The 25,019-nt window shown below is 42.3% G+C and carries 29 protein-coding genes; 18 read left to right on the top strand and 11 right to left on the bottom strand.

The window, feature by feature from the left end; all coding sequences use genetic code 11:
• The first annotated feature begins 79 nt into the window (after positions 1-79).
• The 4 genes from MA_RS17895 to MA_RS17880 all read left to right on the top strand — a co-directional run bounded on the left by MA_RS17895 (position 80) and on the right by MA_RS17880 (position 2,324).
• The gene (locus MA_RS17895; protein ID WP_011023354.1) at positions 80-394 is read left to right on the top strand and encodes a ferritin family protein; all 315 of its coding nucleotides are present in this window, start codon (positions 80-82) and stop codon (positions 392-394) included.
• 156 nt (positions 395-550) lie between these two features.
• Positions 551-1,021, top strand: coding sequence for a DNA polymerase ligase N-terminal domain-containing protein (locus MA_RS17890; RefSeq protein ID WP_011023353.1), 471 nt, complete (start codon positions 551-553; stop codon positions 1,019-1,021).
• A gap of 315 nt (positions 1,022-1,336) precedes the next feature.
• Positions 1,337-1,708 carry an STAS-like domain-containing protein gene (locus MA_RS17885; protein WP_011023352.1) on the top strand — a complete coding sequence of 124 codons (372 nt, stop codon included), beginning with the start codon at positions 1,337-1,339 and terminating at the stop codon, positions 1,706-1,708.
• Positions 1,701-2,324, top strand: a complete 624-nt coding sequence (locus tag MA_RS17880; protein ID WP_011023351.1) for a type II toxin-antitoxin system VapC family toxin — start codon at positions 1,701-1,703, stop codon at positions 2,322-2,324. The genes MA_RS17885 and MA_RS17880 overlap by 8 nt, the downstream gene beginning before the upstream one ends.
• A 69-nt stretch (positions 2,325-2,393) precedes the next feature.
• On the opposite strand, the gene MA_RS25870 is transcribed toward MA_RS17880, so the two are convergent.
• Together MA_RS25870 and MA_RS17875 are read right to left on the bottom strand one after the other, a co-directional pair.
• Positions 2,394-2,564 (bottom strand): type II toxin-antitoxin system HicB family antitoxin, encoded by a 171-nt coding sequence (locus MA_RS25870; RefSeq protein WP_011023350.1) that lies wholly within the window; start codon positions 2,562-2,564, stop codon positions 2,394-2,396.
• A 27-nt stretch (positions 2,565-2,591) separates the two neighbouring features.
• A complete protein-coding gene (locus MA_RS17875) occupies positions 2,592-3,524 on the bottom strand; it encodes an SAM-dependent methyltransferase (RefSeq protein WP_011023349.1) in 933 nt (310 codons plus the stop codon).
• A gap of 260 nt (positions 3,525-3,784) precedes the next feature.
• On the opposite strand from MA_RS17875, the gene MA_RS17870 reads away from it, so the two are divergent.
• From MA_RS17870 to MA_RS25860, 3 genes are all read left to right on the top strand, one after another.
• Positions 3,785-4,114 carry a type II toxin-antitoxin system HicB family antitoxin gene (locus MA_RS17870; protein ID WP_011023348.1) on the top strand — a complete coding sequence of 110 codons (330 nt, stop codon included), beginning with the start codon at positions 3,785-3,787 and terminating at the stop codon, positions 4,112-4,114.
• The gene (locus MA_RS25865; protein ID WP_226990646.1) at positions 4,053-4,205 is read left to right on the top strand and encodes a type II toxin-antitoxin system HicA family toxin; all 153 of its coding nucleotides are present in this window, start codon (positions 4,053-4,055) and stop codon (positions 4,203-4,205) included. The genes MA_RS17870 and MA_RS25865 overlap by 62 nt, the downstream gene beginning before the upstream one ends.
• Positions 4,206-4,387: 182 nt before the next feature.
• Positions 4,388-4,543: a type II toxin-antitoxin system HicB family antitoxin gene (locus MA_RS25860; RefSeq protein WP_083755951.1), complete on the top strand. Its 156-nt coding sequence runs from the start codon at positions 4,388-4,390 to the stop codon at positions 4,541-4,543.
• A 95-nt stretch (positions 4,544-4,638) separates the two neighbouring features.
• Here the strand turns inward: MA_RS25860 and MA_RS25855 are convergent, their stop codons facing one another.
• Positions 4,639-4,797, bottom strand: a complete 159-nt coding sequence (locus tag MA_RS25855; protein ID WP_011023347.1) for a type II toxin-antitoxin system HicB family antitoxin — start codon at positions 4,795-4,797, stop codon at positions 4,639-4,641.
• Between the two features lie 474 nt (positions 4,798-5,271).
• Between MA_RS25855 and MA_RS17860 the strand changes: the two genes are divergently transcribed.
• Together MA_RS17860 and MA_RS17855 are read left to right on the top strand one after the other, a co-directional pair.
• Positions 5,272-5,571, top strand: coding sequence for a hypothetical protein (locus MA_RS17860; RefSeq protein ID WP_048065705.1), 300 nt, complete (start codon positions 5,272-5,274; stop codon positions 5,569-5,571).
• A gap of 73 nt (positions 5,572-5,644) precedes the next feature.
• Positions 5,645-6,487, top strand: a complete 843-nt coding sequence (locus tag MA_RS17855; protein WP_011023344.1) for an MBL fold metallo-hydrolase — start codon at positions 5,645-5,647, stop codon at positions 6,485-6,487.
• A gap of 90 nt (positions 6,488-6,577) precedes the next feature.
• Here the strand turns inward: MA_RS17855 and MA_RS17850 are convergent, their stop codons facing one another.
• The gene (locus MA_RS17850; protein ID WP_048065704.1) at positions 6,578-6,838 is read right to left on the bottom strand and encodes a type II toxin-antitoxin system MqsA family antitoxin; all 261 of its coding nucleotides are present in this window, start codon (positions 6,836-6,838) and stop codon (positions 6,578-6,580) included.
• A gap of 190 nt (positions 6,839-7,028) precedes the next feature.
• Here MA_RS17850 and MA_RS17845 point away from each other — a divergent pair, with 190 nt between their 5' ends.
• The 3 genes from MA_RS17845 to MA_RS17835 all read left to right on the top strand — a co-directional run bounded on the left by MA_RS17845 (position 7,029) and on the right by MA_RS17835 (position 11,590).
• Positions 7,029-9,338, top strand: coding sequence for a tetratricopeptide repeat protein (locus MA_RS17845; protein ID WP_011023343.1), 2,310 nt, complete (start codon positions 7,029-7,031; stop codon positions 9,336-9,338).
• A gap of 718 nt (positions 9,339-10,056) precedes the next feature.
• Positions 10,057-10,668, top strand: a complete 612-nt coding sequence (locus tag MA_RS17840; protein WP_011023341.1) for a 30S ribosomal protein S3ae — start codon at positions 10,057-10,059, stop codon at positions 10,666-10,668.
• A 259-nt stretch (positions 10,669-10,927) separates the two neighbouring features.
• Entirely contained in the window at positions 10,928-11,590 is a 663-nt protein-coding gene (locus MA_RS17835; RefSeq protein ID WP_048065703.1) for a hypothetical protein, read from the top strand.
• A 68-nt stretch (positions 11,591-11,658) separates the two neighbouring features.
• Here the strand turns inward: MA_RS17835 and MA_RS17830 are convergent, their stop codons facing one another.
• Together MA_RS17830 and MA_RS17825 are read right to left on the bottom strand one after the other, a co-directional pair.
• Positions 11,659-11,928, bottom strand: coding sequence for a hypothetical protein (locus MA_RS17830; RefSeq protein WP_157860308.1), 270 nt, complete (start codon positions 11,926-11,928; stop codon positions 11,659-11,661).
• 101 nt (positions 11,929-12,029) lie between these two features.
• Entirely contained in the window at positions 12,030-12,446 is a 417-nt protein-coding gene (locus MA_RS17825) for a DUF4870 domain-containing protein (protein WP_011023338.1), read from the bottom strand.
• 538 nt (positions 12,447-12,984) lie between these two features.
• Between MA_RS17825 and MA_RS27405 the strand changes: the two genes are divergently transcribed.
• Positions 12,985-13,143, top strand: coding sequence for a hypothetical protein (locus tag MA_RS27405; protein WP_157860307.1), 159 nt, complete (start codon positions 12,985-12,987; stop codon positions 13,141-13,143).
• Positions 13,144-13,159: 16 nt separating this feature from the next.
• On the opposite strand, the gene MA_RS17815 is transcribed toward MA_RS27405, so the two are convergent.
• Positions 13,160-13,360: a hypothetical protein gene (locus tag MA_RS17815; RefSeq protein ID WP_048065699.1), complete on the bottom strand. Its 201-nt coding sequence runs from the start codon at positions 13,358-13,360 to the stop codon at positions 13,160-13,162.
• A 336-nt stretch (positions 13,361-13,696) separates the two neighbouring features.
• Here MA_RS17815 and MA_RS17810 point away from each other — a divergent pair, with 336 nt between their 5' ends.
• Entirely contained in the window at positions 13,697-14,335 is a 639-nt protein-coding gene (locus MA_RS17810) for a MarC family protein (RefSeq protein WP_011023336.1), read from the top strand.
• Between the two features lie 58 nt (positions 14,336-14,393).
• Here MA_RS17810 and MA_RS17805 read toward each other — a convergent pair whose 3' ends face one another.
• From MA_RS17805 to MA_RS17790, 4 genes are all read right to left on the bottom strand, one after another.
• Complete coding sequence (locus tag MA_RS17805; protein WP_048066488.1) at positions 14,394-15,665, bottom strand: AlbA family DNA-binding domain-containing protein; 1,272 nt, start codon at positions 15,663-15,665, stop codon at positions 14,394-14,396.
• Between the two features lie 509 nt (positions 15,666-16,174).
• Positions 16,175-16,369 carry a hypothetical protein gene (locus MA_RS17800; protein WP_048065698.1) on the bottom strand — a complete coding sequence of 65 codons (195 nt, stop codon included), beginning with the start codon at positions 16,367-16,369 and terminating at the stop codon, positions 16,175-16,177.
• Between the two features lie 268 nt (positions 16,370-16,637).
• Positions 16,638-19,046: a phosphoenolpyruvate synthase gene (gene ppsA / locus MA_RS17795; RefSeq protein ID WP_011023333.1), complete on the bottom strand. Its 2,409-nt coding sequence runs from the start codon at positions 19,044-19,046 to the stop codon at positions 16,638-16,640.
• A 337-nt stretch (positions 19,047-19,383) separates the two neighbouring features.
• Entirely contained in the window at positions 19,384-19,857 is a 474-nt protein-coding gene (locus MA_RS17790) for a nucleoside deaminase (RefSeq protein WP_048065697.1), read from the bottom strand.
• Positions 19,858-20,062: 205 nt separating this feature from the next.
• Between MA_RS17790 and MA_RS17785 the strand changes: the two genes are divergently transcribed.
• The 4 genes from MA_RS17785 to MA_RS17770 all read left to right on the top strand — a co-directional run bounded on the left by MA_RS17785 (position 20,063) and on the right by MA_RS17770 (position 24,851).
• The gene (locus MA_RS17785; RefSeq protein WP_048065696.1) at positions 20,063-20,341 is read left to right on the top strand and encodes a DUF5661 family protein; all 279 of its coding nucleotides are present in this window, start codon (positions 20,063-20,065) and stop codon (positions 20,339-20,341) included.
• Positions 20,342-21,208: 867 nt separating this feature from the next.
• Entirely contained in the window at positions 21,209-23,494 is a 2,286-nt protein-coding gene (locus tag MA_RS17780; RefSeq protein WP_011023330.1) for a PAS domain S-box protein, read from the top strand.
• A 276-nt stretch (positions 23,495-23,770) separates the two neighbouring features.
• A complete protein-coding gene (locus tag MA_RS17775) occupies positions 23,771-24,535 on the top strand; it encodes a GTPase (protein ID WP_011023329.1) in 765 nt (254 codons plus the stop codon).
• Between the two features lie 136 nt (positions 24,536-24,671).
• Positions 24,672-24,851 carry a hypothetical protein gene (locus tag MA_RS17770; protein WP_048065695.1) on the top strand — a complete coding sequence of 60 codons (180 nt, stop codon included), beginning with the start codon at positions 24,672-24,674 and terminating at the stop codon, positions 24,849-24,851.
• The last annotated feature ends 168 nt before the right edge of the window (positions 24,852-25,019 follow it).

The following is a 25,019-nucleotide window of genomic DNA, read 5'->3' as shown; positions in this document are numbered from 1 at the left end:
TGAGATCTGTTTCAACTAGGATCTATTTCTAAGAGGGTCTGTTTCTAACGGTTAGTTCCAATAGAAAGAAACATTAAGTTTGTCTTTCCATATCATTACAGGCATACTTACAGGGGGGAAAAGCCTGTTTTCGGAAACAATTGCAGACCTTGAGAATACCAACCAGGAAGACCTTGATAAAGAAATCCTGAGAGCTGCAATGATCGCAGAACTGGATGCAATTAACCTATACGAACAGATGGCAAACCTGACAAAAAACGAGGAAATCCGTATAATTCTTCTTGACATCGCCAGGGAGGAAAAAGTCCATCTAGCGATGTTTGAGACCGTGCTCCTGCAAACTGACAGTGAATTCTTACAGGTTTACTCCAATTACTCACTTGCCAGAATGTGAAAGAAGAACGGTTTTCGGATTCTTTTTTAAATTTTTCAGGATTTTCTTTCACAGACTTTCGGCAAACATAAGAATATCTTCTTCGTAAGCCGCTTTTTCAAACCTTACTGCATAATCATTTATATCCGGCGCATCTATATTTTCTATTGATCTTCCATGCTTGAGGAATATGCGAAGAAGAGAGATTTTAAAAAGACCTCCGAACCTCCTGCTAACGGGGTCGAAAAGAGTTCGGATAAAAGTTCGGATGAGCCTGTTTTTGTAGTCCAGCGCCATGATGCAACTAACCTTCATTATGATTTTCGCCTGGAACTGGGCGGGGTACTGAAAAGCTGGGCAGTCCCAAAGGAGCCACCTGAAAGTGCCGGCATTAAGAGGCTTGCCATCCAGACTGAAGACCATCCGCTCGAATATGCCGATTTTGAAGGAGAAATCCCCGAAGGAGAGTACGGAGCCGGAAAGGTTGAGATCTGGGACAAGGGAAGCTTCGAGCTTCAGAAACATAACGAGAAAGAAATTGCCGTAACGCTTCACGGAGAAAAACTCGAAGGCGATTATGTGCTGATAAGGACAAAGTACGGAAAAGAGGGCAAAGGATGGCTTTTTTTCAGGAAAAAAACCGATTGAACAGCTATCAGGAGAGAGGGTTATTTCAATCAGCTTAAAGGTAAACCGTTAAAGTTATTGAAGGTAACAGGAAAAAGAGTTAAAGAATAATAGGTAAAAGGCATTGAAGGAATGAATAATAAGCAAAGGCATTGAAGGAAAGAATAATAGGTAAAAGGCATTGAAGGAAAGAATAATAGGCAAAGGCATTGAAGGAAAGAATTGACAAAAAAACTGGGGGAATATGACAAAGGATGCAGGTTTTTTGGCTTAAGGCATCCGACTCAAAATTATGCTTCTAATTATGCTTCCTGATACACGGGGCGGGGTGACTGAATGAGGAAGGTTAAGGAAAAGAGGGTGAAAGTAAGAATTATCGAGGCTGCAGGCAGCAATTTCTGTGTTGCAGCCTGTGACGGGCAAAAAGTGCACGACATAATTGTAGACTTATTCCGCAAAAACCGAAAAGTTGAACTCTCTTTTGCAGAGAATGACGAACTTACACCTGCTTTTTTGAATTCTGCTGTGGGGCAGCTTTATGGGACTTTTCCGGCTGAACTGATTGAAAAAAACCTTTCTTTTGCGGATCTTGATCCTGAAGACGAGGCTGTCCTCAAGAGGGTTATGGAGAGGGCAAAAGGCTATTTTGAACATGCGTATTCCTGCAGAAAGGCTCTCAGGGATGTGATAGGAGGAGAAGATGCATAAGAGTGTCCACCGCGCGGTAGTTTATCCTTTAAAGCGCAGTGTCAGGCTCCGCCCCGGAAAGACCCTGCCTGTGAAGCCAAGCCCGGCACCTATCCATTCCACAGAAACCTACGATTTTCCTCCTGAACAGAGTTATTTTTTTGACACCAATATCTGGCTCTATATCTACGGCCCCATAGGCTGGCCTGACCAGAAATCTGCCATATATTCCAGAACCTTAAGAGAAATCCGGAACTCAAACGGTACGATCTACATAAACTGCATGATAATCTCGGAATTTATCAATGCCTTTTCCAGAATCGAGTTCAAACAGCAGACGGATTACTCAAGGTTCAAGGATTTCAGAAACTCACTTAGCTTCCGTCCAATTGCCAAAGACATTACCTCAAACGTAAAGAAAATCCTCCGAAACACCCTTGCCTGCGACCCCGACTTAAATGTCATAGACCTGCCGGAAATCATGAGTTTCTTTGAACAGGGAAAGTACGACTTCAACGACCTGCTCTTTGCAGAAATCTGCCGCGCCAAAGGGCTGGTCTTCGTGACCCATGATAAGGACTTCAGCGATATGGGAGTTGAGATTCTGACCGCAAACGAGAAGCTGCTGCACAGGTGAACAGGAATTTTAAACTTTTTTTGGCGGCTTCGGTCTGGTTTGAGGGGGGTGAAGAAGGGGGTAGATTCCTTAATTTTCTTTTTCGGCTTTGACTTCAAGATAAAGTTCAATTGCTTCTTTTATTCTCGTGTTTAGTTCATCAAGTGTTATTGCCCGGGTATGGCAGCCCGGAAATTCAGGCGCAGAAGCTACGTAAACTCCATCTTCGTCCTGTCCGATGATAATCACGAATTCGGTCACGGTCTCTTTTTAGCCGATTCAATAAATTTATTGAACAACGGCGTAGACGAAAGACTTCAGGCTATCAACTATTCTGTTTTTATTTATTCCTTGAAAATAGGCTTTTTTACAGTCTTCCATGGTTACATTGCATGCCTGTGTAAATCCACGCTGTGTAAGGAATGTCTCAACAGTTCCTTCCTTGATACCGAACTTAAATGGTTCTCCCAGCTGTGACACTTGATTCCGAATATTCCTTCCCGCCTCAAGCTTGGAACTTCCATCAACTGCAGATTGGGGAAAATAATCGAAGAGAATGCTACTGTTCTTTCCTGAGTTCTTTACAATAAAAGATAAGATCTCGTCTACCACCCCTGGCTGGAGGTACATTAAGAGCCCCTCCATCAGGAAGAGAGTCTTAACATGCCGGTTATATCCCATGTCTATCAACCTTTGACCGAAGTCTTCGGTTTCTAAATTGCAAGGGACATAGACAACATGATCCGGCAAACTTCCAAAGATTATTTTTAGTTTTTCCATTTTGAGATTTTGCGTAGCAGGATGGTCTACCTCGAAAGTTTTGATCTTCTCCAATCCTTCAATCCGATAGGCACGTGAATCATATCCTGCACCTAATATAACCAGTTGCTCTATACCTTCATCGATTGACTTTTTCACAAAATCGTCAAAAAATCTGACTCTAGCAACGATTGAGTTATTTCTTCCCGGAAAAAATCTGTCCAGTTGCTCATGCATTTTTCCTGCTTCATCCGGATGGTTAGCTCCCCACTCCAAAGTCTCCGGGTTGATGAAGTAGACTGCATATGGATCATAACAGATTCGTTCGTTTTCAGGCTTCTGAGATTCAAAGAATCTGACAAGTAAAACTCCCATGGCTGTCTTGCTGCCAGGTCCAACCATTTCCTTAAACATTTTGTTCATATTGTTGAAATCTTTCTCTGCATTCTCGGACATTTCCATAAGTAATATTCTCCTTTATTATCCGCTCATCTAATGTTAACATTAATCAAGTTTTTAGATTTAAAAGCTATCTTTTGTTTAGGATTAAAAGGTTAATTCAATAAATAAAAAATCTCGGTACTTTCCTGTGCATTCATGACCAGGTTGCTGCTCTTCACCGCTTTTCATAGGAGGTTTCATGACTAAAGGGTTAACACACCAGAATCCAGACGAGTAGCCTTAAAAGAAACGTTTTATAGCACTGAGGAAATCTCTTAATTATGGGAGAAACGTACAGATTTTCAGCTGTCGTTCAGAAGGAAGGAAAGTGGTATGTTTCCTGGTGTCCTGAGCTTGATATTGCAAGCCAGGGAGAAACAATTGAAGAAGCCATTGAGAATCTGAAGGAGGCAATTGAACTCTACCTCGAGGATGAAAATTCCCAGATCCCGGCTGCCGGACAGTTTTTTACTACAACGGTAGAGGTCTCTTTTCATGCCAAAACTTCCCACTCTGTCACTCGTGAAGTCATGAGGGCTCTCAGCAGCCATGGATTTCAGGTTGTATCTCAGAGGCAGTCACATCAATATGAAAAAGGTGGTTTTGACTGAAACGCATATTGTTATTATTCCAGATCATTCAGAAATACCTGCAGGAACTTTAAAGTCCATTATTCGGCAAGCAGGAATGACTGATGAATAATTTATCAAGCTTCTTTGATTTCTTCACATCCGAATCTTCTAGAGAGAAGCTTTTCTTCCAAGTTTTGTAATTTTATCCGACTCTATCTATCCTTTTGATAATTGTGGTTTATTCCTTGCAGGACAATCAGTCCGGTTCTGGTATAAGAAGTAGATTAATAACAAAATCACCAATTATTTTTTATGCGGTTTACAATTAAACTTGAAGAATCTGAGGAAGGAGGCTATACCGCCCAGTGCTTTGAAATTCCTGCGGCCATTAGCGAAGGAGATACAAAAGAAAAGGCGCTTGAAAACGTTAAGGAAGCCATCCAGCTTGTTCTTGAAGTGACAGGTTAAAAGAAGTACAGGTTAAAGAAAATAGTAATTTGAACGGCTGTTTTGTCTAATATTGTCAAATCTTAAGGTCTCTTTTAAAGGTCTCTTTTAAATTGTTAGGCTTCAACCTCAAGGTATAATTCGATTGCTTCTTTAATTCTCCTGTTTAATTCATCAAGCGTCTCTGCCTGGGTGTGGCATCCTGGAAGTTCAGGCACAGAAGCTACGTAAACCCCATCTTCGTCCTGTTCAATAACAACAGTAAATTCTCTCATTGATTGGTCTCGTCTTTCAGATATAAATCACATTCCAATGATTTTATTTATAGCTGTGTTAACTCCTCGTTTACTCTTTGCAGGTCTGTTTCAGAAAGAAGATTATAGAAAAGCTGATTTCAAAGGGATTCTCGTTGTATTTCTGTTAAAATATATTTCCGGCACCTACTGCTCCCCTCTCTCCCCCCACCTCTCATCAGTTTTTGATCCGTACCAAACCGGTCCTCAACAAAATCCTCAAAATCATAAAACTTCAACCAGGACTCCGGAATGGAAAATTCTTGACAGGACCGGCAATCTTTGACTTTGAGGTTCTTCTCCACAACAAATTTATCTTTTGAACAAATAAAAGTACTATTAATTATACCGGCACAGGTTGAAAAAGCCGGCCTGAAAGCTGACAGAAAAAAGTTACTGAAATAAATTAATAAGAGTGCCCTTATAAAAAGATTTAACGAACAGGGGGAGAATATAATGCCTACTAAAGAAGAGATAGACAGCCAGATCATGGACCTCTGGGATGAGATCTTTGATCTTGATGACAAAAGTAAGGAAGAATTAGAGGCTAAGTATACAGAATGGAGGGAAGTAGAACCGCGACTTGACGAAGGGGTAGATGAACTCGTAATGCATATAGAGGCAATGAAAGGAATCAGCGACGAAAGCATGCTTATCTACAAAGAGGTTAAAGAAATCAAAATCAGGTACAAACAGCAGAAGGATGAGATTCAGGCAAAAATAGATGCACTGAATAAGGAAAAGGCAAGGATGTAAAGATTTCACGGGTTGGCTTTTCAGGACATTTGGTAATAATGCTATTATAGACCGCAGGCAAAATAAACACTTTATGAAACTCACCGTCCTTGTTGATAATAACACCCTTATTGACAGGTATTTCTTTGCCGAGCCCGGTTTGTCTTTTCTGCTGGAGTATTCGGGCGCACGAGTTCTTTTTGATACCGGGTATTCGGATATATTCCTTACAAATGCCCGGAAAATGGGGCTTTCACTTCTGGACCTTGATTACCTGGTCCTCTCCCATGGGCACCTGGACCACAGCTGGGGACTCGGACCTCTGATCCGTTTATTCACGGAAGCAGGGATAGAAAGGCTGCCCGGCAGGTCGCCGGTTCTCGTTGCCCATCCCCTGGCCTTCGAAAGCAAAAAAATTGAAGGGATGGGGGAAATCGGGAGTCTGTTCACTCCCAAAAAGCTTTCAGAACACTTCAGGTTACAGCTCTCAGGTACTCCCTTCTGGCTTAGCGAGAGGCTCGTTTTCCTTGGGGAAATCCCCGGGAACTTCGCTTTTGAGGCAGAGGCAGCTGTCGGATATGTGCGAGACAGCGAGGGGAACAAAATTCCCGACCTCCTTCCGGACGACACGGCACTCGTATATATGGCAGAAGCAGGGCTCGTAATCATCACGGGCTGTTCCCACTCCGGGATCTGCAATATTACCGAATATGCAAAGGAAGTCTGTGGAGACAGCAGGATCCTTGACATAGTAGGCGGCTTTCATCTTCTGGAACCCTCAGAAGAACGGATGCGCGGGACCCTTGACTACCTTAAAAAACTTGACCCCGGATGCGTCCACGCCTGCCACTGTACGGACTTAAACTCAAAAATTGAGCTTTCAAAGGTTTGCAGGCTTAAAGAAGTCGGAGTTGGCCTGCAGATTGAATATTTTTAACTATTTTTTAATTCTCCTTTTCTTTTCTCTTTTTTACTTTGCTTTCAATCAACTTTTCGGATAGGGTCAGGAATAAGAATTAACTTGATATCACGCAACTATTTCGTCAAAACTCAATTCTCCGGCAGCTACGAGATGGAGAAGCAACTTGGACTCATGGAACTTTTTCATGATTATATCGATCTTTCTTGAAACCTCCGGAGTATAGTATGCTTCCCCGCAGTTTTCACAGACATAGGCGGAAACATCTTTAATGGCGATGATCTGCTCTCCGACTTTTGCCACAAACCCGGTTTTACCTTCGACGAGTTTGCCTTTACAAAAACTGCACCTGTCAGGTTCATTCTTGATCTCTTCTGAGTATGTGATCTATTCATTTATCGTTTTTCGGGATAAATTCCGTTGATTATCTCGGACAATATAGAAGGAAATCTCATACCGGCACAAGCTCCCTTAATACATTACTCTTTTTCCTTACCACGTGCTTATGAGCCGAAAATTCGGGGTTAAATTATAATATTCTCTTTCCTATCTATCTCTTATGTCCAGGCAGCTTGTAGATTCAATAGATCGCATTTTCGATAATACTATATTGCAGGTTGAAAAGGGGCAGTACAAAAAAGCGCTCGAAAACCTTGCAAAGGCTGAAAAGCTTTCGGAGAAAGTAAATAGGCCGGACCTCTTATGCCAGACCCTGCTGTTTAAGGGAAGGGCTCTGCTTGCCCTGAACAGGAAGGAGGAGGCTCTGGTTGAGTTTGAGAGGCTTCTGGAGCTTTCTGTTTCTCTCTTTTTAGAGGATTCAGAGGATAACAGATACCAGTACTTTGTCTACAATTCTATAGGTTTTACTGCAAGAACGCTTGGAGAAATTGGCGATATTTCAAAAACCAAAGAGTCTCTTTCCAGAAATGAAAAATATTTCGGGAAAACCTTTGATGCATTTGAAAAGCTGATTGCAAGGGAGCCTGAGGATTTAGAATCAATTGAAAATTATTTGAATACGCTGGAAAACGTCCGTGGCTACTACATGAGAGCCCAGCAGTATGAAAATCAGACTCCGATCATGCGAATGATCTTGAAGAACTATGAAAAAATATTTGAAATGCAGTCAAAAAAAGAAGAACTGTTTGATACCCTGAACAAATTGATTGACGAGTTTAAGACTTACTGCTTTGTTTTCAGGAAGCCCGAGGAGGCAAAAGAGGTCTTTGCGCAGGCTGAAGAAGTCTATAGAAGAGTCCTTAAAAAAGAACCCGGGAACAGCATGGCTTTCAGTGGACTCATATCCTTATATGAAGATCTCGGGGACCTGTACTCAGAAATAGGGGACATCGAGAAAACTGAAGAAACCTTCCTGAAAGCCCTCGAAGCCCTGGAAGAAAAAATTCGGAAACAGCCAGGGGACATTTCTAACATCAGGACGCAGAGTGAAATCCTCCAGTCCCTCAGCAGGTCCCTTTATCGGGAAGGGGAGAGTGAAAAGGCGGGTAAATACGCTGAAAAAGCCCTTGAAATCCTCAAAAAACTGCCAGGGAAAAAGCCTGAGGATCTGGACTATCAACATGATATTTCCGACGACTTCACCGAGCTTGGGGAACTGCTTGGAGATCTCGGGGATCTCGAACATGCAAAAGAGTGCCGTATGCAGGAAATCGAAATCTACAGAAATATACACGAAAAAGATCCTGAGGACCTGGTGAGTGTAACCAATATAGCTGCAACCCTTGACCAGATCGGGCACCTCCACGCAGGACGAAGGGAAACGGAGCCTGCAAAACAGTATTATGAACAGGGAATTGAAATCTATGAAAAGCTGCTCGAGTCCGATCCCGAAAACCCCGAATACGAAGTCGGCATTGCAGATTCCTTCAATTACATCGGAAAACTGTACGATTACCTTGAACCTGAAACCGCCCGCTATTATTTTGAAAAAGCTCTCACTATAAACGAAAAAGTAGTGAAAATGTTTCCTGAAGGTACCGATTACAGGGAAGAACTCATTTACACCCTGAAAAATCTTGCGTCCTTAAATATCGAGCAAAAGCAGTATGAAAGCGCAATTAAGGCGCATGAGCGTATTGCAGAACTCCACCTGGAAATGGTCAGGAAAAATCCGGGGGACTTGGAGCATAAAAAAGCTCTGGGTTCTGCTTTCAGTGAGTTAGGGCTCTTTTTTGAAAGGGCAGAAAAACCGGAACTTGCAAAGCAGCAGTATTCAAAAGCAGTAGAAACCTTCAGGCAGGTTCTGCAATATGAAGCGGAAGACCCCCTCACAAAAGACCTGCTGGCCATGAATCTCAGGATGCAGATAACGCTCTTCGCCCGTGAAAAAAAGCACAACTTAGCAAAAGAATACCTGGACCTTGTCCGTGACTACTACGAAAAACTGTACGAAAACGATCCTGAAAACCCGAAAAATTGGAAAAATCTTTACGAAATTCAGCTCCTTGAAGGGATTTTACAGGAGTCTATGAAAAATTATGGGATGGCTATTGAAAGGTATGAATCAATATTTCCGATTCTCAACAAACACCTTGGGTCCGATCCTGAAAATCTTGAATACCAGGAAAAAGTTAACATCGTATATACCCAGCTCGGCATTGTTTACCTTTCAACCGATGAACTCGAAAAGTCAAAAGAAGCCTTTGAAAAAGCCCTGTCCATAAACGCAAAACTGCTTGGAAAAGATCCGGAAAGTCCCATGTACATGGGAGATGCAATTGCGACATTTGAGGAATATGCGAAGTTGCTTAGAAAACTCGACCGGAATGAAGAAGTGGAGGAATACAGTGCAAAATCTGAAGAACTGAAAAAGAAACTGGGAGAAGATGTCCCTGAAAAAGAGACCTGATTTCCAGTGGATAAGGACAGGGATGTAATTTGCTGCCTGGAAAGGGTGTAATTTGCTGCCTGGAAATCTTATTGTCTGAGGGCAGGCCGGTAATGAACCGAAAATTCCAACGACTTCAGCTTTGAATTTTTCTTTAATTTCATCCTTTCTTTCCAGGATAAGAAGCCGGATCTGGTTAACATCAATGTGTGTTTCTTTATTTTCCACAGTACTCCTTTCCTGTGTTTACAGGTTTCTTTATCTTACTCTTTTTCCAGCCTAATTAACTACTTCTTTATCCTTTTAGTTCCTTTTTTCCTTTTCCCGGAATGCGAACAACAGGGCAGAACGTGTTTCTGACCGAATTCTTTATATATGGAAATAGTGTGTATACTGGAGCCATTAACTAGTTAGTATCCGCTAATTTCTGAGAATTTCTGGCCGATTTCCGGTCATATTTTTGACTATCAGGAGCCTGTGGCTGTCGGCAGATGGGATGGGGCCCGAGTCCGGAAACGCTAAGAGGCTCAGAGATTTTTGTATTGTATGGAGAGGGTTGCAAAAGAGCGAAACCTGCGGCAGTATAAGGCTGTCGGGAACGCCTGAATAAACCTTTCACACTCATTGATTATGGAAAGGCTCACCTGAGCATCCGGAAGACAAAAACCTGAACTGCCTGAGGGCATCAGGACAAAGCAGAATAAAACTACACAAGACGAGTATACTTCGGAGGAATTACTTGGCAAGAAAGAAAGTACAGAGAAAGCTTGACGGATGGAAATCCAAGGAATGGTACAATATTGAAGCCCCGGTTTACTTAAACAGGGCTATCGTCGGAAACACAATGGCAGGAGACCCTTCCCTGCTCGTAGGCCGCAATGTTGAAACAACTGTGGGGGAACTCACCAACGACATGACCAAGAACAACACAAAGGTCATTCTCAGGATCAACAACGTCGTAGGGGACATTGCAACAACCGACCTCATGGGCCACGAACTCACAACCGACTATATCCGCTCAATTGTTAAGAGGCAGACTTCCAGAATCGACGCCAATGTCGATGTTAAAACCAAAGACGGCTATGTTATCCGTGTAAAGCCGACCTGCTTCACCATCAAAAGGGCACGCTCAAGCCAGATGCAGGCCATCAGGGAAATGATGGTCGAGATCGTCAAAAAGCGCGCAGCAGAATCCGACTTCGAAACCTTTATGCAGGAAGCAATCCTTGGCAGGCTCTCCGCAGCCATCTACAGGCAGGCCAAGTTCATCTACCCGCTCCGCAGAGTCGAGATCAGAAAGACCGAAGTCGAAACAATTCCCGCAGCTGCACCTGCACCTGCAGCAGCATAATTTCTTTTTTATTTGAAAATTGGTCATCCGCAACGGATGGTCAGTATTATATATTTTAATTAATATATAATACTTTCAAACCTTTTCAAGTATTAATACTCTTAACCCTTTCAATATACAATACTTTTAAACCGTAGAAATTCTTTTTTATAACCTTCCTCCTAAAAAGAGAAAACTGGCTTCGTTTTTTCGTTAAGGCAAAGGCACAGTTGCACGGACAACAAACAATTTTTTATATTTCAAAATCCGATTTACCCTCATGGCTGCCTCCTGGTCCGAATCCCACACCCTTGGAACAAGAGAAAAAGTTTTTTCGTGGCGGATAGATAGCCGGGGGAATATTTTCATAAAAAGGAAGTTCAGGAATGGTCGATTCCCCAGGATCGACAAAGTTAGTTGCAACCATCTGGATAAACTCCAGAATTTCATGCAGGACAGGGAATGGAAAGCCCTGGCAAACAATGCAGCAAAGCTGTATCTGGGAACCGAAAAAGAAGGTGTAGGTAAATTCCTGTACAGGCTAAGGCGAGAGGTCCCGTATGCCCAGCTTGCAAGCCAGTTAGCGGCTATTTATTATCATTCCGGAGTCTGGGAATGGAACGAGCAGAAAAGAGGTATGAAGTTTCTGCTTCTTCCCGGAAACTGGCAGGAAAAGACGATACAGCATTACAGGGATTCGCTTGCTCAGGAAAAAGAAGGCACTTATATAGAGGATTATATAGAGGATTTTTCAGGAAGCTGCTTAAAAGTAAAATCCAAGCAAGCACAGGACGAACTACAAGAACCATTGAAAGAAGGACTTCAACAAAAATGTTCTCCACAAAAATTTTCTCAACAAGAAGCTGCTCAACAAGAAGAACTTCAACAGGATGAGGTCCGGAAAATTGAGCAGACAAAACTTTCGGCTTTTTTCGGATATTGAGGAAAAAATAGGGAACAAGAAAAAAATAATTGAAGAATAAAGCTTTTTATATCATTCTGGAAGCGGGTTCAGCTAGTTTCGAGTTCCATTTCGATGCCGCCTACTTTCTTTGCAACAAAATTATAAATTACGCCAACAAGGAACCCAAAGATTCCTCCCGCAAGTCCATAAAAGAGAACAAAAACTATCATTATAAGTATACTTTCGGTAAGGCCGATAGGTCCCTCTGCACTCGCCATAAGAAGAATGAACGGCGAAAAGATAATAGCAAGAATCAGATACATAAGCCCGAGGACTTTTGCCATCGATTTGTTATTTAAAGATACTATACGCACCATTCAGGATCACTCCATTAAATATTAAAAAGTAGTATTTAATTATATAAATATTTATTCTGTTAGACAGCCGAAACTGATTCCTTTTTCCGGAGATCAGCCCTTCAGGATTTGTATATGTTTTCGATTACTTTTTCTGCAAAAGGCCCGACTACAGGCAACCTGTATCTTTCTCCTCTGTATGCTTTATACATAAGGAAAAGCCACAGGAAAAATGGGATAAGGCTAAAAACCAGCATTCCGGCAAGTAAATACTCAGAAATTATGCTGGGAGTGTATATGATAAGGTAAGGAAGCAATTCAGGGTTGAGGTTGACCAGAAAATAATCGAAAAATCTATTGGGTTCAGGGTCGAAAAAAGCTTGCAAGGGACTTAGAACTATTGAAAGAACCAGAAAAGTCAAAAAAGATTGCATTGCATGAAACCTGACAAACCTGTTTTTAGTCTCAAGCACAAAGAAAATCAAGCCTGTTACCCAGGTCAGAAAATAACATAAAATTCCCTCAATATTTTCTTTCAAACCCAGAGATGTCCCGGAAGATGTAATCTCGATTTCCGATTTGTCGTTCAGTACAGACCCCCCATAAATTGAATTATAACTGAAATTTCCCCGATAAGTATGATTTACTTAAATTATAATTCACAAATCAACCTGTAATTTCAACTTAGCATCATAACTATAAGTAAACTATAATTATAATTCTAATTATACAAAAATCGTTCTTATCAAAATTAGGCTTATCAGTCAGGGGTATTAAAGAAGAAAACCGGAAAGACTGGAAAATATCTAAAGGCAGATAAACAGAGACAGAGTATATAAAGACAGACAAACAGAGCCAGAGATATAAAAACAGATAAACAGAAGAGGAGCATATAAAGGCAGATAAATTGAGAATAAAGAGCAGATTGATAAAGAGCAGATTGATAAAGAGCAGATCAAAGAAGAAATTGCCAGTAAAATCCCGGATTTTGATTCAACGGTACATACGGCTTATTGGCTCTATTTTAATTACTATGAGGGTTAATTTTTCATAATCCACTCTATAAAGCAGTCTTAAATGCCTGGAGCGAAACCGGAAAATTTTATCCTGGCTTTCGATTATTCTTTTTGCACCCTGGGGCACGGGATCAAAAGCAAGCTCTGCAAGGATTTCACTGACCCGGGAATGAGTGCCCTTGTCCGTGCCTCTCATGAAATCCTGTGCAGGAATATCTAAAAAAACTTCGAACATTTCAAAGCCTCATTTCTTCAAGCCTTTTCAAAGGCACAAGTATTCCTTTAGCCTCGTTTTCAAAGCTTCTGAAAACAAGCTCTTTTTCTTCTGCGGTGAGCAGGATATCTATATCCACCATATGCTCCTTAATTTCTGCAAGCTGTTTCTTTATGAAATTAAGCTCTTCAAAGATTTTTTTATCAATTTTTTCCCCGGTCATCCGAACCACTACCTTTGATTATATAGCTTGTAAACCGTTATTTATTATTCAGGGCTTACATGCGGCATCAACGAGCTATCCTATATGAGTTATCCCCTAATATAGAGCTGTCTCCTGAAGAATAATCTCCTTAATTCTTCATCAAAGTATCGTGCAAGCCGATCCTCCGGGAAACTTTATATCAAGAGTATACAGATTATATTGTTTTAACCTTTATAACTCAATTTTAAGAAAAACAAATACAAAAAATCTGATAAAATTCAAAAGATAATTATTATAAGTATGCCAAAAATATATAAACAAACTGGTGATTGAAAAAGGGGCAGGAGAAAAAAAATGGTAAGTGAAAACCTCGGTTTTTTCATTTATGTATTCTCATCCATTTTTGTGGTTGTAAGCCCTGTCGGCGGAGTTGTAACTTTTATCTCCCTGACAAGTAAGATGACCCGCAAGGAAAAAAACGAGATCGCAAAAAAAGCAGTGATTCTTGCATGTTCAATTGCCCTCTTTTTTGCAATTACCGGAAGTATGATCCTGAACTTATTCAGCATCAGTGTTGATTCGCTTCGGGTTGCCGGAGGAATTCTGCTTTTCACTATAGCATTTGACATGATGCAGGCAAAGGTCTCAAGGGAGAGCATTACCGAAGAAGAAATTACCCAGTCCCAGGAAAGGGAAGATATCTGGGTCTTTCCGATCGGGCTTCCGCTCCTGACAGGCCCGGGTACGATCAGCACGGTTATTGTCCTCATGGGGATGGCAGATGGCGTTCAACAAAAAGGAGTTGTGCTCGTATCGATAATAGCTACATTCCTCATCTGCCTTATCGTCTTCCACTTTTCAAGGAGACTCCACAAGTTCATAGGCTATAACGGAATGCTCGTCTTCACAAGGCTCATGGGACTTTTGCTTGCAGCTCTGGCAGTGGATCTGACTTCCACGGGAATAATAAATATATTCGGACTGGGAACTTGAAACCTCCAGGTTTGAGGGCCCAGAACTCTTAAACCTTCAGATCCCGAAAAAGGGCTGATCATTCTGTTTTTCCATTATAGTGCCGGTTCACGTATTCGATCAGTTTACTGCCTGTGAGCCTTTCACTTGAGGGACCTATGCGGATATAGAACTCTTCGTCATTTTTATCCGGTTTAAGGAAAACAACTTCATCACTTCTTCTGCATTCTATTTCCAGGATTTTTTTGCCACTTACGGGCACAAGGGCATACTCTATCATGGGAGCGTAGTTAAGGCCTATGTGCTGTTTTATGAGCTGCTTGAAATGCAGGAGGAACTTATCCTCATTAGGAAAACCATCGTTTTTGATTCCAAGGATCTCCCCATTATTGGAGACGCCAATAAGAAGAACACCGCCTTCAGTGTTCAGGTAAGCAACTATTGTCTTCAGCACCGCATGTTCGATATTCCAGTCAGGCTTTCCGGTAATAAGGTTCATCCGCAGCGTGGACTTGAACTCGAGTTTCTTGCTCTCCCCCCTCCTGATCAGTTCCAGAATGTAGTCCGAATCATTTGCAAGCTTCACCGCTTCCCGGATAAGTTCGAGATTCCTACGGATATGGGTTATACTCTTGGGATAGGTTGAAAGCCTGCACTCGAACAAATTTAGCTGGGAAATAAGCTCTCTTGTGATATCTTTGATTTTAAGGATCTCAAGCTGGACCTGCAGGTCGGGGAGATAGAGTTTGCTGTGCGTAAGAGAATAGAGATCCACATTAGGTAACGATGAAATTCCGGGCGGAAGAGAAACAGCCGCGTCTGAAAGGACAGAAGTGCTTTCTCCGGTTTCCGCACATATATTCTCATCCGGAGTTTCACCTGAAAATTCGCTTTCATTTGCTGCCAGGGAAGAAATAATCCCTGAAAATCCAGATTCTCCTGAAAAAGAAGCATCTCCGGAAGTGTCATGCAGGGCAGAACCCTTGGAGATAACCGCAGCCGGTTCTTCGGATTCCCGGATTTCAGGTCTCGAGATAAAGCCCCTCGCTTCCCAGGCCTTCCGGATCTTCAGGCCAAGGGGATTGTTGAAAAAGTCCGCAAGGTATTCCGAACTTGCTTTCTCGGGGTCAAGAGTAAGCTGGATGTAAGCCTGAAAATTGCCACCCACCCCGGAAAGAGAACTGGCGGCATTCAGCTCTTCATAAAGGGAGAGATAAAGAGAGTTTTCTTCTTCGGCAAAGCCGTACTCAAGGTCAGGGTCAGGAAAATTGACCTTCAGCATAAGGTCAGAGAGGCTTGTAGGCTTCAGACCATACTGATTGCATAAGGAATCTATTTCTTTTTCGACCATGCGGATCAAACAGAGAGGTTTTCTGGTGTTAAAGTTACTTCAGGATTGTACTATTAAAGTTGATGTTGCGTATTGAATTTTAAGACTCATATACCTTTTTCTTTTCAAATTACTTAAAATTTCATTTTTCTCCCAAAAACAGGGAAAAAAGGAAGTAAAAGGTTACAGAATGAAAAGCAGAACAAAAAGTAGAATGAAAAGCAGAACAAAAAGTAGAATGAAAAGCAGAACAAAAAGTAGAATGAAAAGAAAAACTCAAGATATCCCGTTAAAGGATATCAAGATCAGTTCAGCCCTTTAAAGGCTTTGAAAATCAATGATTTTCTTAACAGCGCCTTAAATGTTAGCTGTTTCCTGGACTGCAGTTTGAATTGATGCGCTTACAGATGTAACTGAGGACGTACACCCGCATTTTCTGCAGTAGTAAAAATTGTTCGAGCCAATTATCTGTTTTTTAAGAGGTGTGCCGCACCTGACACATTTTGAAGGAAAATCAAACATATCTGAACTCACTCCATAATCATTATCGGTTCAAGCCTTGCAGTTTCTTTTCTTGTCCAGTACCCACACACGTTACAGTACTGAAATCCTCTGAAAAGATCGTTTTCAAGTTCGGAATGACACTCCGGACATCTTTTTAAAAAAAGCATATGTTCCGGCTCTTTTTTCTCCCCAGCAATTGTTGTTTTGGTTATTTTCTGCATAATTAATTGCTTCCTTTTTATTTTCACACTCAATATAGGTATTTACTACATCACATATATAGATTTTTCCAGTAAATTCATAGTTTTGATGCCGGTATGGATATACCCTGCAAATGTATACGGCTTCTATCAATAGTCCCCGGTCGACAGCCCCTTATCAGCAGTTGTTGATAAAAGGCCGCTGACATTTACCGGCTGGAAATTTGACCTCTTATAAAAAGTAAGTCAACAGGTTCCAGGGTCTTTTTTCGGGTCTTTTTCAGCGCCTTCAGAGCTCCTTTTCAGTTTCGAGAACCTTAAGGGTGATTTTCATAACAGAGTCCGGATTAAGGGAAATCGAATTGATCCCCTCTTTTACCAGGAATTCTGCAATCTCCGGGAAATCACTCGGAGCCTGCCCGCATATCCCGCTGTGCCTTTTATTTCGCTTTGCCCCCTGCACTGCCATTGACATGATTTTCATGACCCCCGGATCCCGCTCATCGAATTCCGCGGCAAGGAGTTCAGAGTCGCGGTCAACCCCCAGGGTCAGCTGGGTCAGGTCATTTGAGCCAATGGAAAAACCGTCAAAGAATTCACTGAATTCGTCGACAAGCAGGACGTTATTGGGGATTTCGCACATAACATAGACCTGAAGCCCGTTTTCTCCGCGCCTGAGATCGTTTTTCTCCATCTCGGCGATGACTTTCTCCGCTTCCTCAACGGTCCGGCAGAAGGGAATCATAAGAATAAGATTTGTAAGCCCCATTTCGTCCCTGACTTTTTTCATAGCTCTGCACTCAAGGGCAAAACCTTCCCTGTACCGTTCATCAAAGTAACGGGAAGCTCCCCTGAATCCTATCATGGGGTTGTTTTCGTCCATTTCAAAGTAGCTGCCCCCTACAAGGCTTGCGTACTCATTGGTCTTGAAATCGCTCATCCTGACCACAACCGGCTTTGGGTAAAAAGCCGCAGTAATCATTCCGACGCCTCTGGCAAGCTGATCGACAAAATAATCTTCCTTTTTCTCATAGCCCCGCGTTAGCCCTTCGATCTCTTGGATTTCCCCCTGAGCCTTGACTTTTTCAGGGTGCACAAGAGCCATGGGATGGACTTTGATGTAGCTTGTGATAATAAACTCGAGCCTTGCAAGCCCGATCCCGTCGTTAGGAATCATGGAATACGCAAAAGCACTTTCAGGGTTTCCAAGGTTCATCATAATCTCGGTCCCTGGGCGTTTCAGGTCTTTCAGGCTCATGGTATCTTTATGGAAGGGGAGGAGCCCTGCATATACAAACCCGTCTTCGCCTTCGGCACAGCTCACGGTAATTTCCCTGCCTGTCTCAAGGACTTCGGTAGCATTTCCAGCCCCGACAACCGCAGGGATTCCGAGTTCCCTGCTGACAATCGCCGCATGACAGGTCCTGCCTCCCTTGTTGGTGACAATCGCAGCTGCGGTTTTCATAACCGGTTCCCAGTCAGGAGTGGTCGTATCCGCGATCAGGATTTCCCCGGGCCTGAAAGAAGGCAGGTCGGAAACATCGGGGATCACGTGGGCTTTTCCGGATGCGATCTTATCTCCCACGCTCCTGCCTTTTGCAAGGACTTCGGACTTCTTTTCAAGGACATAAGTTTCCAGCACATCCTTTGCTCTCTGGGACTGGACGGTTTCGGGCCTTGCCTGCACTATGAAGAGTTCGCCTGTTATACCGTCCTTTGCCCACTCGATATCCATGGGCCTGGATTCCCCGTACTTGTTAGAATAATGTTCCTCAATATCGATCGCATACCCGGCAAGTTTGAGCACTTCTTCGTCATTGATACAGAAGCGCAGCCTTTCAGCCTCAGGGACCTCCACATTCCTTGTGAGGACTTTTGAGTCTCCCCTGCCGTAGATCATCTTGATTTCTTTGCTCCCCAGCTTCTTCTGGATAATCGGCTTATGCCCTTCCCTGAAAGTGGGCTTGAAGACATAGAACTCATCAGGGTTTACCTGGCCCTGAACGACATTCTCGCCGAGCCCGTATGCTCCGGTAATGAAAACAACATCCCTGAAACCCGTTTCCGTGTCAAGAGTAAAAATCACACCGCTTGAAGCCAGATCCGATCTGACCATCTTCATGATTCCTATGGAAAGGGCTACCTTAAAGTGGTCGAAATTGTTGGTTACGCGGTAGGAAATGGCCCTATCCGTAAAAAGAGAAGCAAAACAGCGTATACAGGCGTCCCGAAGTCCTGGATATCCCCGAATATTGAGGTAAGTCTCCTGCTGCCCCGCAAAAGAAGCGGTAGGCAGATCCTCGGCCGTTGCCGAACTCCTGACAGCCACATCCGTGTCCTCTCCGTACTGCTCGCAGAGTCGATCGTAAGAAGCTTTGATCTCCTCCCAGAGATCATCCGGAAGTCCCGCACCAAGAATCAGGTCTCTTGCGGCCTTTCCCCTCTTTGCAAGGTCTGACACATTTGAGGTATCAAGCCCTTCCATTGTCTTTTTAAGTTTTTCGAGAATTCCTCCTGCCTTCAGCATGTGCCAGTAAGCCTCGGAAGTAACTGAAAAGCCATTCGGGATCCTCACACCTTTTGAAGTAAGTTCCCTGTACATCTCCCCAAGGGAAGCATTCTTTCCGCCAACCAGCGGGACGTCCTCGATCGTGGTCTCTTCAAACCAGCGGATGTATTTGTTTTTATCTCCAGGCATATTTCCCAAAATCCCCTCATAAGCCCTGTTTGAACTGAACAGGTACTTAAAGACATTTAAATTTTAATGACTTTGTAGGAAGGTTGTCCAAAAACGTATGGAGCAAACCCCTGAACAGAAACTTTCCCAGATAAAATTAAAAGCCCCATAATACTTATGCTCTAATGAAAGAAATCAGTTTGCATACATGAGAAAAATTAGGAAATAGTATTCACGCAAAATTAAAAACAGAAAAGCCAGGGTTTAATGAAGTTGCATCCATCAGAATTTCTGAATGGAGTTGAAAAAAAGCAAGCTCGCCCTGTATCAGACGGATCTGGGATTTTACCTGGCAGACTCAATACTCCACCTTATCCTCAGTTGCTTCCCACTCCCTGAAAGCTTCAAGGGCTTCTTCCCTGAGCAGCTGTCTGAACTCGATGCTTCTTTCCCTGAGGGAGCGTGGAATTTCTTCGTATATGAAGGAGTCGTCAAACCCGATATTATCGGCATCCTCCCTTGTGTTTGCAAAAAAAACTCTGTCTATCCTTGCCCAGTAAATGGCTCCGAGGCACATGGGGCAGGGCTCACAGGAAGCGTAGATCTCACACCCTTTAAGGTCAGGGGCGTTCAGTTTCCGGGCTGCCTCTCTGATGGCGCTGATCTCGGCATGGGCTGTCGGGTCGTTAAGTACGGTGACCTGGTTGCAGCTTTCCGAGATGATCTTTCCATTTTTCGTAATGACAGCCCCAAAAGGCCCTCCTCCTTTTTTCACACTTTCGAGGGAGAGTTCAATGGCACGCCTCATAAACAAAGTATCTTTTTCTGACATGTTTTTCTCCCTCATTCATAATTTCATATCTAGATAAATATGATGACAGGAAATGCTCTTTAGTATCTGGAAACATAATTTAATGACAGGAAGTACCTTTTTACTAAGGATAAAAATCTCCTGCGCAAGGAAAAACGAAAAGAAGGACATTCCACAGGGCAAACCTTAAGTACAAAAACAGATCAAACCATTAAACGGAGTGATAATGTTGACAACCAAAAGTTTTACCGCTGAAGAAGCAAAGGCAGTTGGGGAACAGCTAGGATTAACCTGGGACAAATTCGATGTTGACCAGTTCCGCAGAGGCATGGACGTAGAGCTGGAACACGGAACCATAGACCCCGCAACAAACGTCACGAACGACGATCCCATAATGACAGGAAAGATTGCCCTGGCTCACCTTAACGAATTTCCGGACTATTACGACAGGCTGGAAGAAATGGAAGAAGAAGCTGAAGAATACTGGGAAAAAACTGAAAACTGAGTTTTAAAAACCAGGATTTCATTTTTTGATTCTCTAGTTGCGATTCCCGAATTGCTATTTGGGATCACATGAAATCTCCGATTTCCTGGTAGTTGCGATGTAATCGCAACAATCCGCCATCCTTTTCGTTCTCTATGATCGCTCAATAGGACTAACCTATGGATAAGTAACATTACTTTTTCTTTTTGCTTAAGCGGATCAAATTATAGATATATCTGATCCGTTCAACCATATTCGCTGTATCTTGTCGTTTTCCCAGACAGGCTGGCGAAGGCATTTATATTTACCTGTGAATTTAAATGGGTCCCAGCGTTAAGAAAAGAATTTATCGGGGTGGTCGACCTGTTTAAGCCCGGGATGGCGCAGGGATGATAACCGAGAGATTCTTTCCCGGACTCCTGCATAAATAAAACAATCAATCCGATTGCCCATCTTTTGAATTCAACTTGAATCTTTTTTAATCTTAACTTTTAACCCTTTTTCAATTAATCAAGCCTTTAATTTCAACCAGGCTTATTTCGAACAAACAGAAAAAAATAAATTTTACTGATATGGGAGAATTTAGTGCAAAGATGCTGCAAATGGTGCAAATATTTTTTGTCTGTCTTTATTGACTTATTTAATTATTTGACTAGAATATGGTCCAAGAAATGTTAGAATTTTCAGCAAATGAAAAAGGAATATTAGGGCTGAAAATAACGATTATTTATACATAAATAATACAAGAAAGAGAAATAATCCCGAAGAAAAATAAGTTACCACTCAACACTTTCTAAATTTTTTTTGGAAAAGAATATAAATAAGTTGAAATCCATAGAGATAGTGAATCTATATAATATTTTCCATTCAGTTGCAAAACCATGAAAAATGGTATTCAAGATGATCGAATTGTACACTTCCGATAAACCAAAAGTTCTCATAATTGATGACGAAAAAGACCAAGTAGAGTTACTATGTTTACAGCTCGAAGATGAATATCTTCCTATCCCTGCATACAGCGGAAAAGAAGCTATCGAACTTGTGAAAGCTAAACTTCCGGATTTGATATTATTGGACCTGATGCTGCCTGAGAATGACGGGTATGAGATCTGCAGCACACTCAAAAGTGATCCCGAATACAGGTTCATACCTATAATCATAATTTCCAGATTTTTTGAGAAAACAAATAAAATGAAAGCAACTCGGTGCGGAGCTGACGATTTCATTCACAAGCCGATAAACAGGTTTGAGCTTAAAACAAGGATAAAGTCTTTAATCCGGATAAAAAAGAATTATGAAGCCCTGCAGGAAAGCGAGAACAGGTATAAACAGCTTTTTAACAACAGCCCGGCTGTCACCCTTCTCATAGACCCGGTCGATTACCTTATTGCCGATGCAAACGAGCCTGCATGTGCTTACTACGGGTATACGTATGCGGAGATGACTGCAAAAAAAATCACTGATATTAGCATATACTCCCGGGAAAGAAATAGAAAAATCAGCCAGCAGGTTTTTTCCGAAAAGAAAGGCCATTTCTATTCCTGCCATAAGCTTGCCAGTGGAGAAATAAGGCATGTGGAGATGTATATCAATACAATCAATATCAGAGGCAGGGAACTTTTTTTTACAAATGTCTATGATGTTACTGCAAGCAAAAAGATAGAAAGGGAACTTACGGAATCGGAAGAAAAATTCAAACAGGTTGTAGAACTCTCAATTGACGGCATAATTATAGGGGCAAATAGTGGAAAAATTGTTGACTGTAACGAAGCAGCCTGCCGAATCTTCGGGTACGGTAAAGAAGAAATGCTGGAGCTGAATGTGGATAATATTCTTCGGGAAGACTTCATGCAAAGTATTCCGGAGATAATAACCACCGGTAAAGCAGTCTCGGAGAATAAAACCATCGAGAGCATAAACAAAAGAAAGGACGGTACGTTCTTTACAGCTGAAATTGCAACCCGAACATTCAAACTGGGCGACGAAGATAGGCTGATAGTGTATGTCCGGGACATTACGGAACGTAAAAAAGCGGAGAGGGATCTGAAATCAAGCGAAGAGAACTTCCGTGCTCTTGTCAACAATACTCTTGACGGTATAATCATACTTAACTTTGAAGGGGAAGTCATTGCTGCAAACGCTGCTGTTGGAAAAATGTTTAATGTGGAGCTCGAAAAGATAACAGGCACGAACATTGCAAAATACCTCGCTCCCGAATCAGTGCCTGTTGCGATTAGAGACCAGATAAACGTCCTCAATAATCAGGGGGGTTACCTCAGTGTTTACAAAGCAATCTCTTCAATGGGGGAACATTTCTGGATTGAAGGGCTTGGTACAAAAATAATCTACCAGAACCAGCCGGCAAATATCGTGGTTATAAGGGATATAACCGTTAGAAAAAAAGCAGAAGAGGCGCTGATAAATGCAAAAACAGCTGCCGAGGTGGCAAACCGCACAAAAAGCGAATTTTTAACCAACATGAGCCACGAACTGAAGACTCCTCTGAACTCCATAATCGGGTTTTCTGACCTGCTAAAAGAAGAAATTGCAGGGCCCCTGAACGAAAAACAATCCCGGTACGTCCAGTTCATCTCTTCAAGCGGAAAAAACCTTCTCGAAATTATCAACGACATACTCGATTTATCAAAAGCAGAATCTGGAGAAGAAGATCTCAATGTGGAAAAGTTTTCCGTAGATGAATCTATCAATAAAGTAATCTCAGTGGTTCTTCCTCAAGCTCAGGAGAAGAATATAATATTAAATTACCAGTCCGAAAACAGAACGTTGTGGATCACTGCTGATGAAGGCAAGTTCCGACAGATTATGGAGAACTTATTAAGTAATGCCATTAAGTTCACACCCGCCGGCGGTTCGATTGATGTAACCTTGAAACAGGAAGGCCTCCTTGTAACTATCGAGGTCAAAGACACGGGAATAGGAATTCCTGAGGACAGCTTTGAAAAGATATTTAAGCCATTTATCCAGATCGATTCTTCTCTAAGCCGCAATTTTGAAGGTACGGGATTGGGGCTGACCCTGGTAAAAAAATATGTTGAAATGCATGGCGGAAATATTTATGTGGAAAGCAAAATAGGCGAAGGTTCGTCTTTCAGATTCGAACTGCCAGTAACCCGAAAGAGAACAGTTGAACCTGTCCTAAAGGTATTGGAATAACTGAAACTCTGCAGCCGAAAAAATTAGCTGAAAAAAAATTAGCTGAAAAAAAATTAGCTGAAAAAAAATTAGCTGAAAAAAAATTAGCTGAAAAAGCGTTGCCTGATTTTGGTAGATTCATCGGTTACTAACTGCTCCTTTTATTGTTTTGTATTTACTTCATTCCTCAAGTTACGGGTTATGGAAACAAAAGTTTACCATTTGAAGAGAGCCAGGTTTGAAGACACCCTGATTTAGAGATATCCTTATATCCTTACCCCATCATAGCACAGCCCGATGACAAGCTACAAAGTTCTGGTAAGGGACGTTATAAAAAAAGCCGATGTCCTTCTTGAAGTCATAGATGCCCGGTTTCCTGATGAGACCCGAAACAACGAGGTTGAAAAGGAAATCATTCGTTTAAAGAAGCCTTTCATAATAGTCATCAATAAGTGCGACCTTGTCTCAAAAGATAAACTTGAGAAAACCAAAGCCCGCCTCTCAAGAATTGCCCCCACGGTTTTTGTGTCCGGCAAGGCCAGGTTCGGGACAACCATGTTAAGGCATCAGATCCTTGCATCTGCCTGTATAAAAGGGCAGGATATCCTTGTCGGCACCCTCGGTTATCCCAATGTGGGCAAATCCTCCGTTATCAACGGGGTTACCGGCAGGCACAGGGCTAGCACTTCCCCCGTATCCGGCCACACAAAAGGCGTGCAGCACGTGGGTGCAGGGTCACGCATTATGTTTGTGGATACCCCCGGAGTCATTCCCTTCGATGAAAATGATGACTATGTACAGGGCCTGCTGGGGATAAAGGATGCGACCCACCTGAAGGACCCTATCGGGGTTGCCCTTAAGATAATAGAAAAAATGCTTGTCGAAAACAAAACTGCCCTTGAGGTCTTTTATAATGTCACCCTCGAAACCCAGGACTCTTACTCAGGACTTGAACTGATAGGCAAACAGTGCAATTTCCTCCAGAAGAAAGGAGAGGTAGACGAAATGAGGACGGCTATCAGAATAATCAACGACTGGCAAACCGGGCTACTGCTTATCTGAGAAATATCTGAGAAATTAATGAAGCTCCTGCTCCGGAACAAAATCTGGCCATATTCGTTACGGTTTACCCGGAAAAAAAGAAAAATTATTCAAGCTTTAAAAAGAAATCAACATACAAAGATCAGGAACGAGAAGGATGACCGAAAGTCTGGAGCAAAACCCCGAAAAAGATAAAAAACCGGAACAAACAGGAAAAACGGAAAAAGAAGTGAAATCCGAAAGAGAGGAGATATTGAGAAAAAAACTAATTCTGGTTGCCTCAAAACTTTTGATCATAGTTTTAGTAATCCTGCTAGCCCTGCTCTCCCAGAAGTAAAGCAGAATACTCACGTCCCCTGCGTATCAAAGGCAACTTACCTCTCTTTGACGAGGCCGGAAGCTTTACAGTGTGCCCTCACCGTGGACGAGACAGCCCCGTAATTATCCCCGGTACTAAAAATATCGCAAAAGTTTGGTTCAGGCAGGAAAAAACAGCAGTAGTGGA

The sequence above is a fragment of the Methanosarcina acetivorans C2A genome, from assembly GCF_000007345.1.
In the GTDB taxonomy this organism is placed as follows: Archaea; Halobacteriota; Methanosarcinia; order Methanosarcinales; family Methanosarcinaceae; genus Methanosarcina; species Methanosarcina acetivorans.
Note: the sequence above shows the minus strand (reverse complement) of the source record. Positions and strands in the feature narration are given on the sequence as shown.

Excerpts from the sequence above, each read along its gene's own strand:
- MA_RS17890 (WP_011023353.1), top strand. The coding sequence starts at position 551 with ATGCTTGAGGAATATGCGAAGAAGAGAGATTTTAAAAAGACCTCCGAA.
- MA_RS17885 (WP_011023352.1), top strand. The coding sequence starts at position 1,337 with ATGAGGAAGGTTAAGGAAAAGAGGGTGAAAGTAAGAATTATCGAGGCT.
- MA_RS17880 (WP_011023351.1), top strand. The coding sequence starts at position 1,701 with ATGCATAAGAGTGTCCACCGCGCGGTAGTTTATCCTTTAAAGCGCAGT.
- MA_RS17875 (WP_011023349.1), bottom strand. The coding sequence starts at position 3,524 with ATGGAAATGTCCGAGAATGCAGAGAAAGATTTCAACAATATGAACAAA.
- MA_RS17870 (WP_011023348.1), top strand. The coding sequence starts at position 3,785 with ATGGGAGAAACGTACAGATTTTCAGCTGTCGTTCAGAAGGAAGGAAAG.
- MA_RS25865 (WP_226990646.1), top strand. The coding sequence starts at position 4,053 with ATGGATTTCAGGTTGTATCTCAGAGGCAGTCACATCAATATGAAAAAG.
- MA_RS25860 (WP_083755951.1), top strand. The coding sequence starts at position 4,388 with ATGCGGTTTACAATTAAACTTGAAGAATCTGAGGAAGGAGGCTATACC.
- MA_RS25855 (WP_011023347.1), bottom strand. The coding sequence starts at position 4,797 with ATGAGAGAATTTACTGTTGTTATTGAACAGGACGAAGATGGGGTTTAC.
- MA_RS17860 (WP_048065705.1), top strand. The coding sequence starts at position 5,272 with ATGCCTACTAAAGAAGAGATAGACAGCCAGATCATGGACCTCTGGGAT.
- MA_RS17855 (WP_011023344.1), top strand. The coding sequence starts at position 5,645 with ATGAAACTCACCGTCCTTGTTGATAATAACACCCTTATTGACAGGTAT.
- MA_RS17845 (WP_011023343.1), top strand. The coding sequence starts at position 7,029 with ATGTCCAGGCAGCTTGTAGATTCAATAGATCGCATTTTCGATAATACT.
- MA_RS17835 (WP_048065703.1), top strand. The coding sequence starts at position 10,928 with ATGGCTGCCTCCTGGTCCGAATCCCACACCCTTGGAACAAGAGAAAAA.
- MA_RS17830 (WP_157860308.1), bottom strand. The coding sequence starts at position 11,928 with ATGGTGCGTATAGTATCTTTAAATAACAAATCGATGGCAAAAGTCCTC.
- MA_RS27405 (WP_157860307.1), top strand. The coding sequence starts at position 12,985 with ATGCCTGGAGCGAAACCGGAAAATTTTATCCTGGCTTTCGATTATTCT.
- MA_RS17815 (WP_048065699.1), bottom strand. The coding sequence starts at position 13,360 with ATGACCGGGGAAAAAATTGATAAAAAAATCTTTGAAGAGCTTAATTTC.
- MA_RS17810 (WP_011023336.1), top strand. The coding sequence starts at position 13,697 with ATGGTAAGTGAAAACCTCGGTTTTTTCATTTATGTATTCTCATCCATT.
- MA_RS17805 (WP_048066488.1), bottom strand. The coding sequence starts at position 15,665 with ATGGTCGAAAAAGAAATAGATTCCTTATGCAATCAGTATGGTCTGAAG.
- MA_RS17800 (WP_048065698.1), bottom strand. The coding sequence starts at position 16,369 with ATGCAGAAAATAACCAAAACAACAATTGCTGGGGAGAAAAAAGAGCCG.
- ppsA (WP_011023333.1), bottom strand. The coding sequence starts at position 19,046 with ATGCCTGGAGATAAAAACAAATACATCCGCTGGTTTGAAGAGACCACG.
- MA_RS17790 (WP_048065697.1), bottom strand. The coding sequence starts at position 19,857 with ATGTCAGAAAAAGATACTTTGTTTATGAGGCGTGCCATTGAACTCTCC.
- MA_RS17785 (WP_048065696.1), top strand. The coding sequence starts at position 20,063 with ATGTTGACAACCAAAAGTTTTACCGCTGAAGAAGCAAAGGCAGTTGGG.
- MA_RS17780 (WP_011023330.1), top strand. The coding sequence starts at position 21,209 with ATGGTATTCAAGATGATCGAATTGTACACTTCCGATAAACCAAAAGTT.
- MA_RS17775 (WP_011023329.1), top strand. The coding sequence starts at position 23,771 with ATGACAAGCTACAAAGTTCTGGTAAGGGACGTTATAAAAAAAGCCGAT.
- MA_RS17770 (WP_048065695.1), top strand. The coding sequence starts at position 24,672 with ATGACCGAAAGTCTGGAGCAAAACCCCGAAAAAGATAAAAAACCGGAA.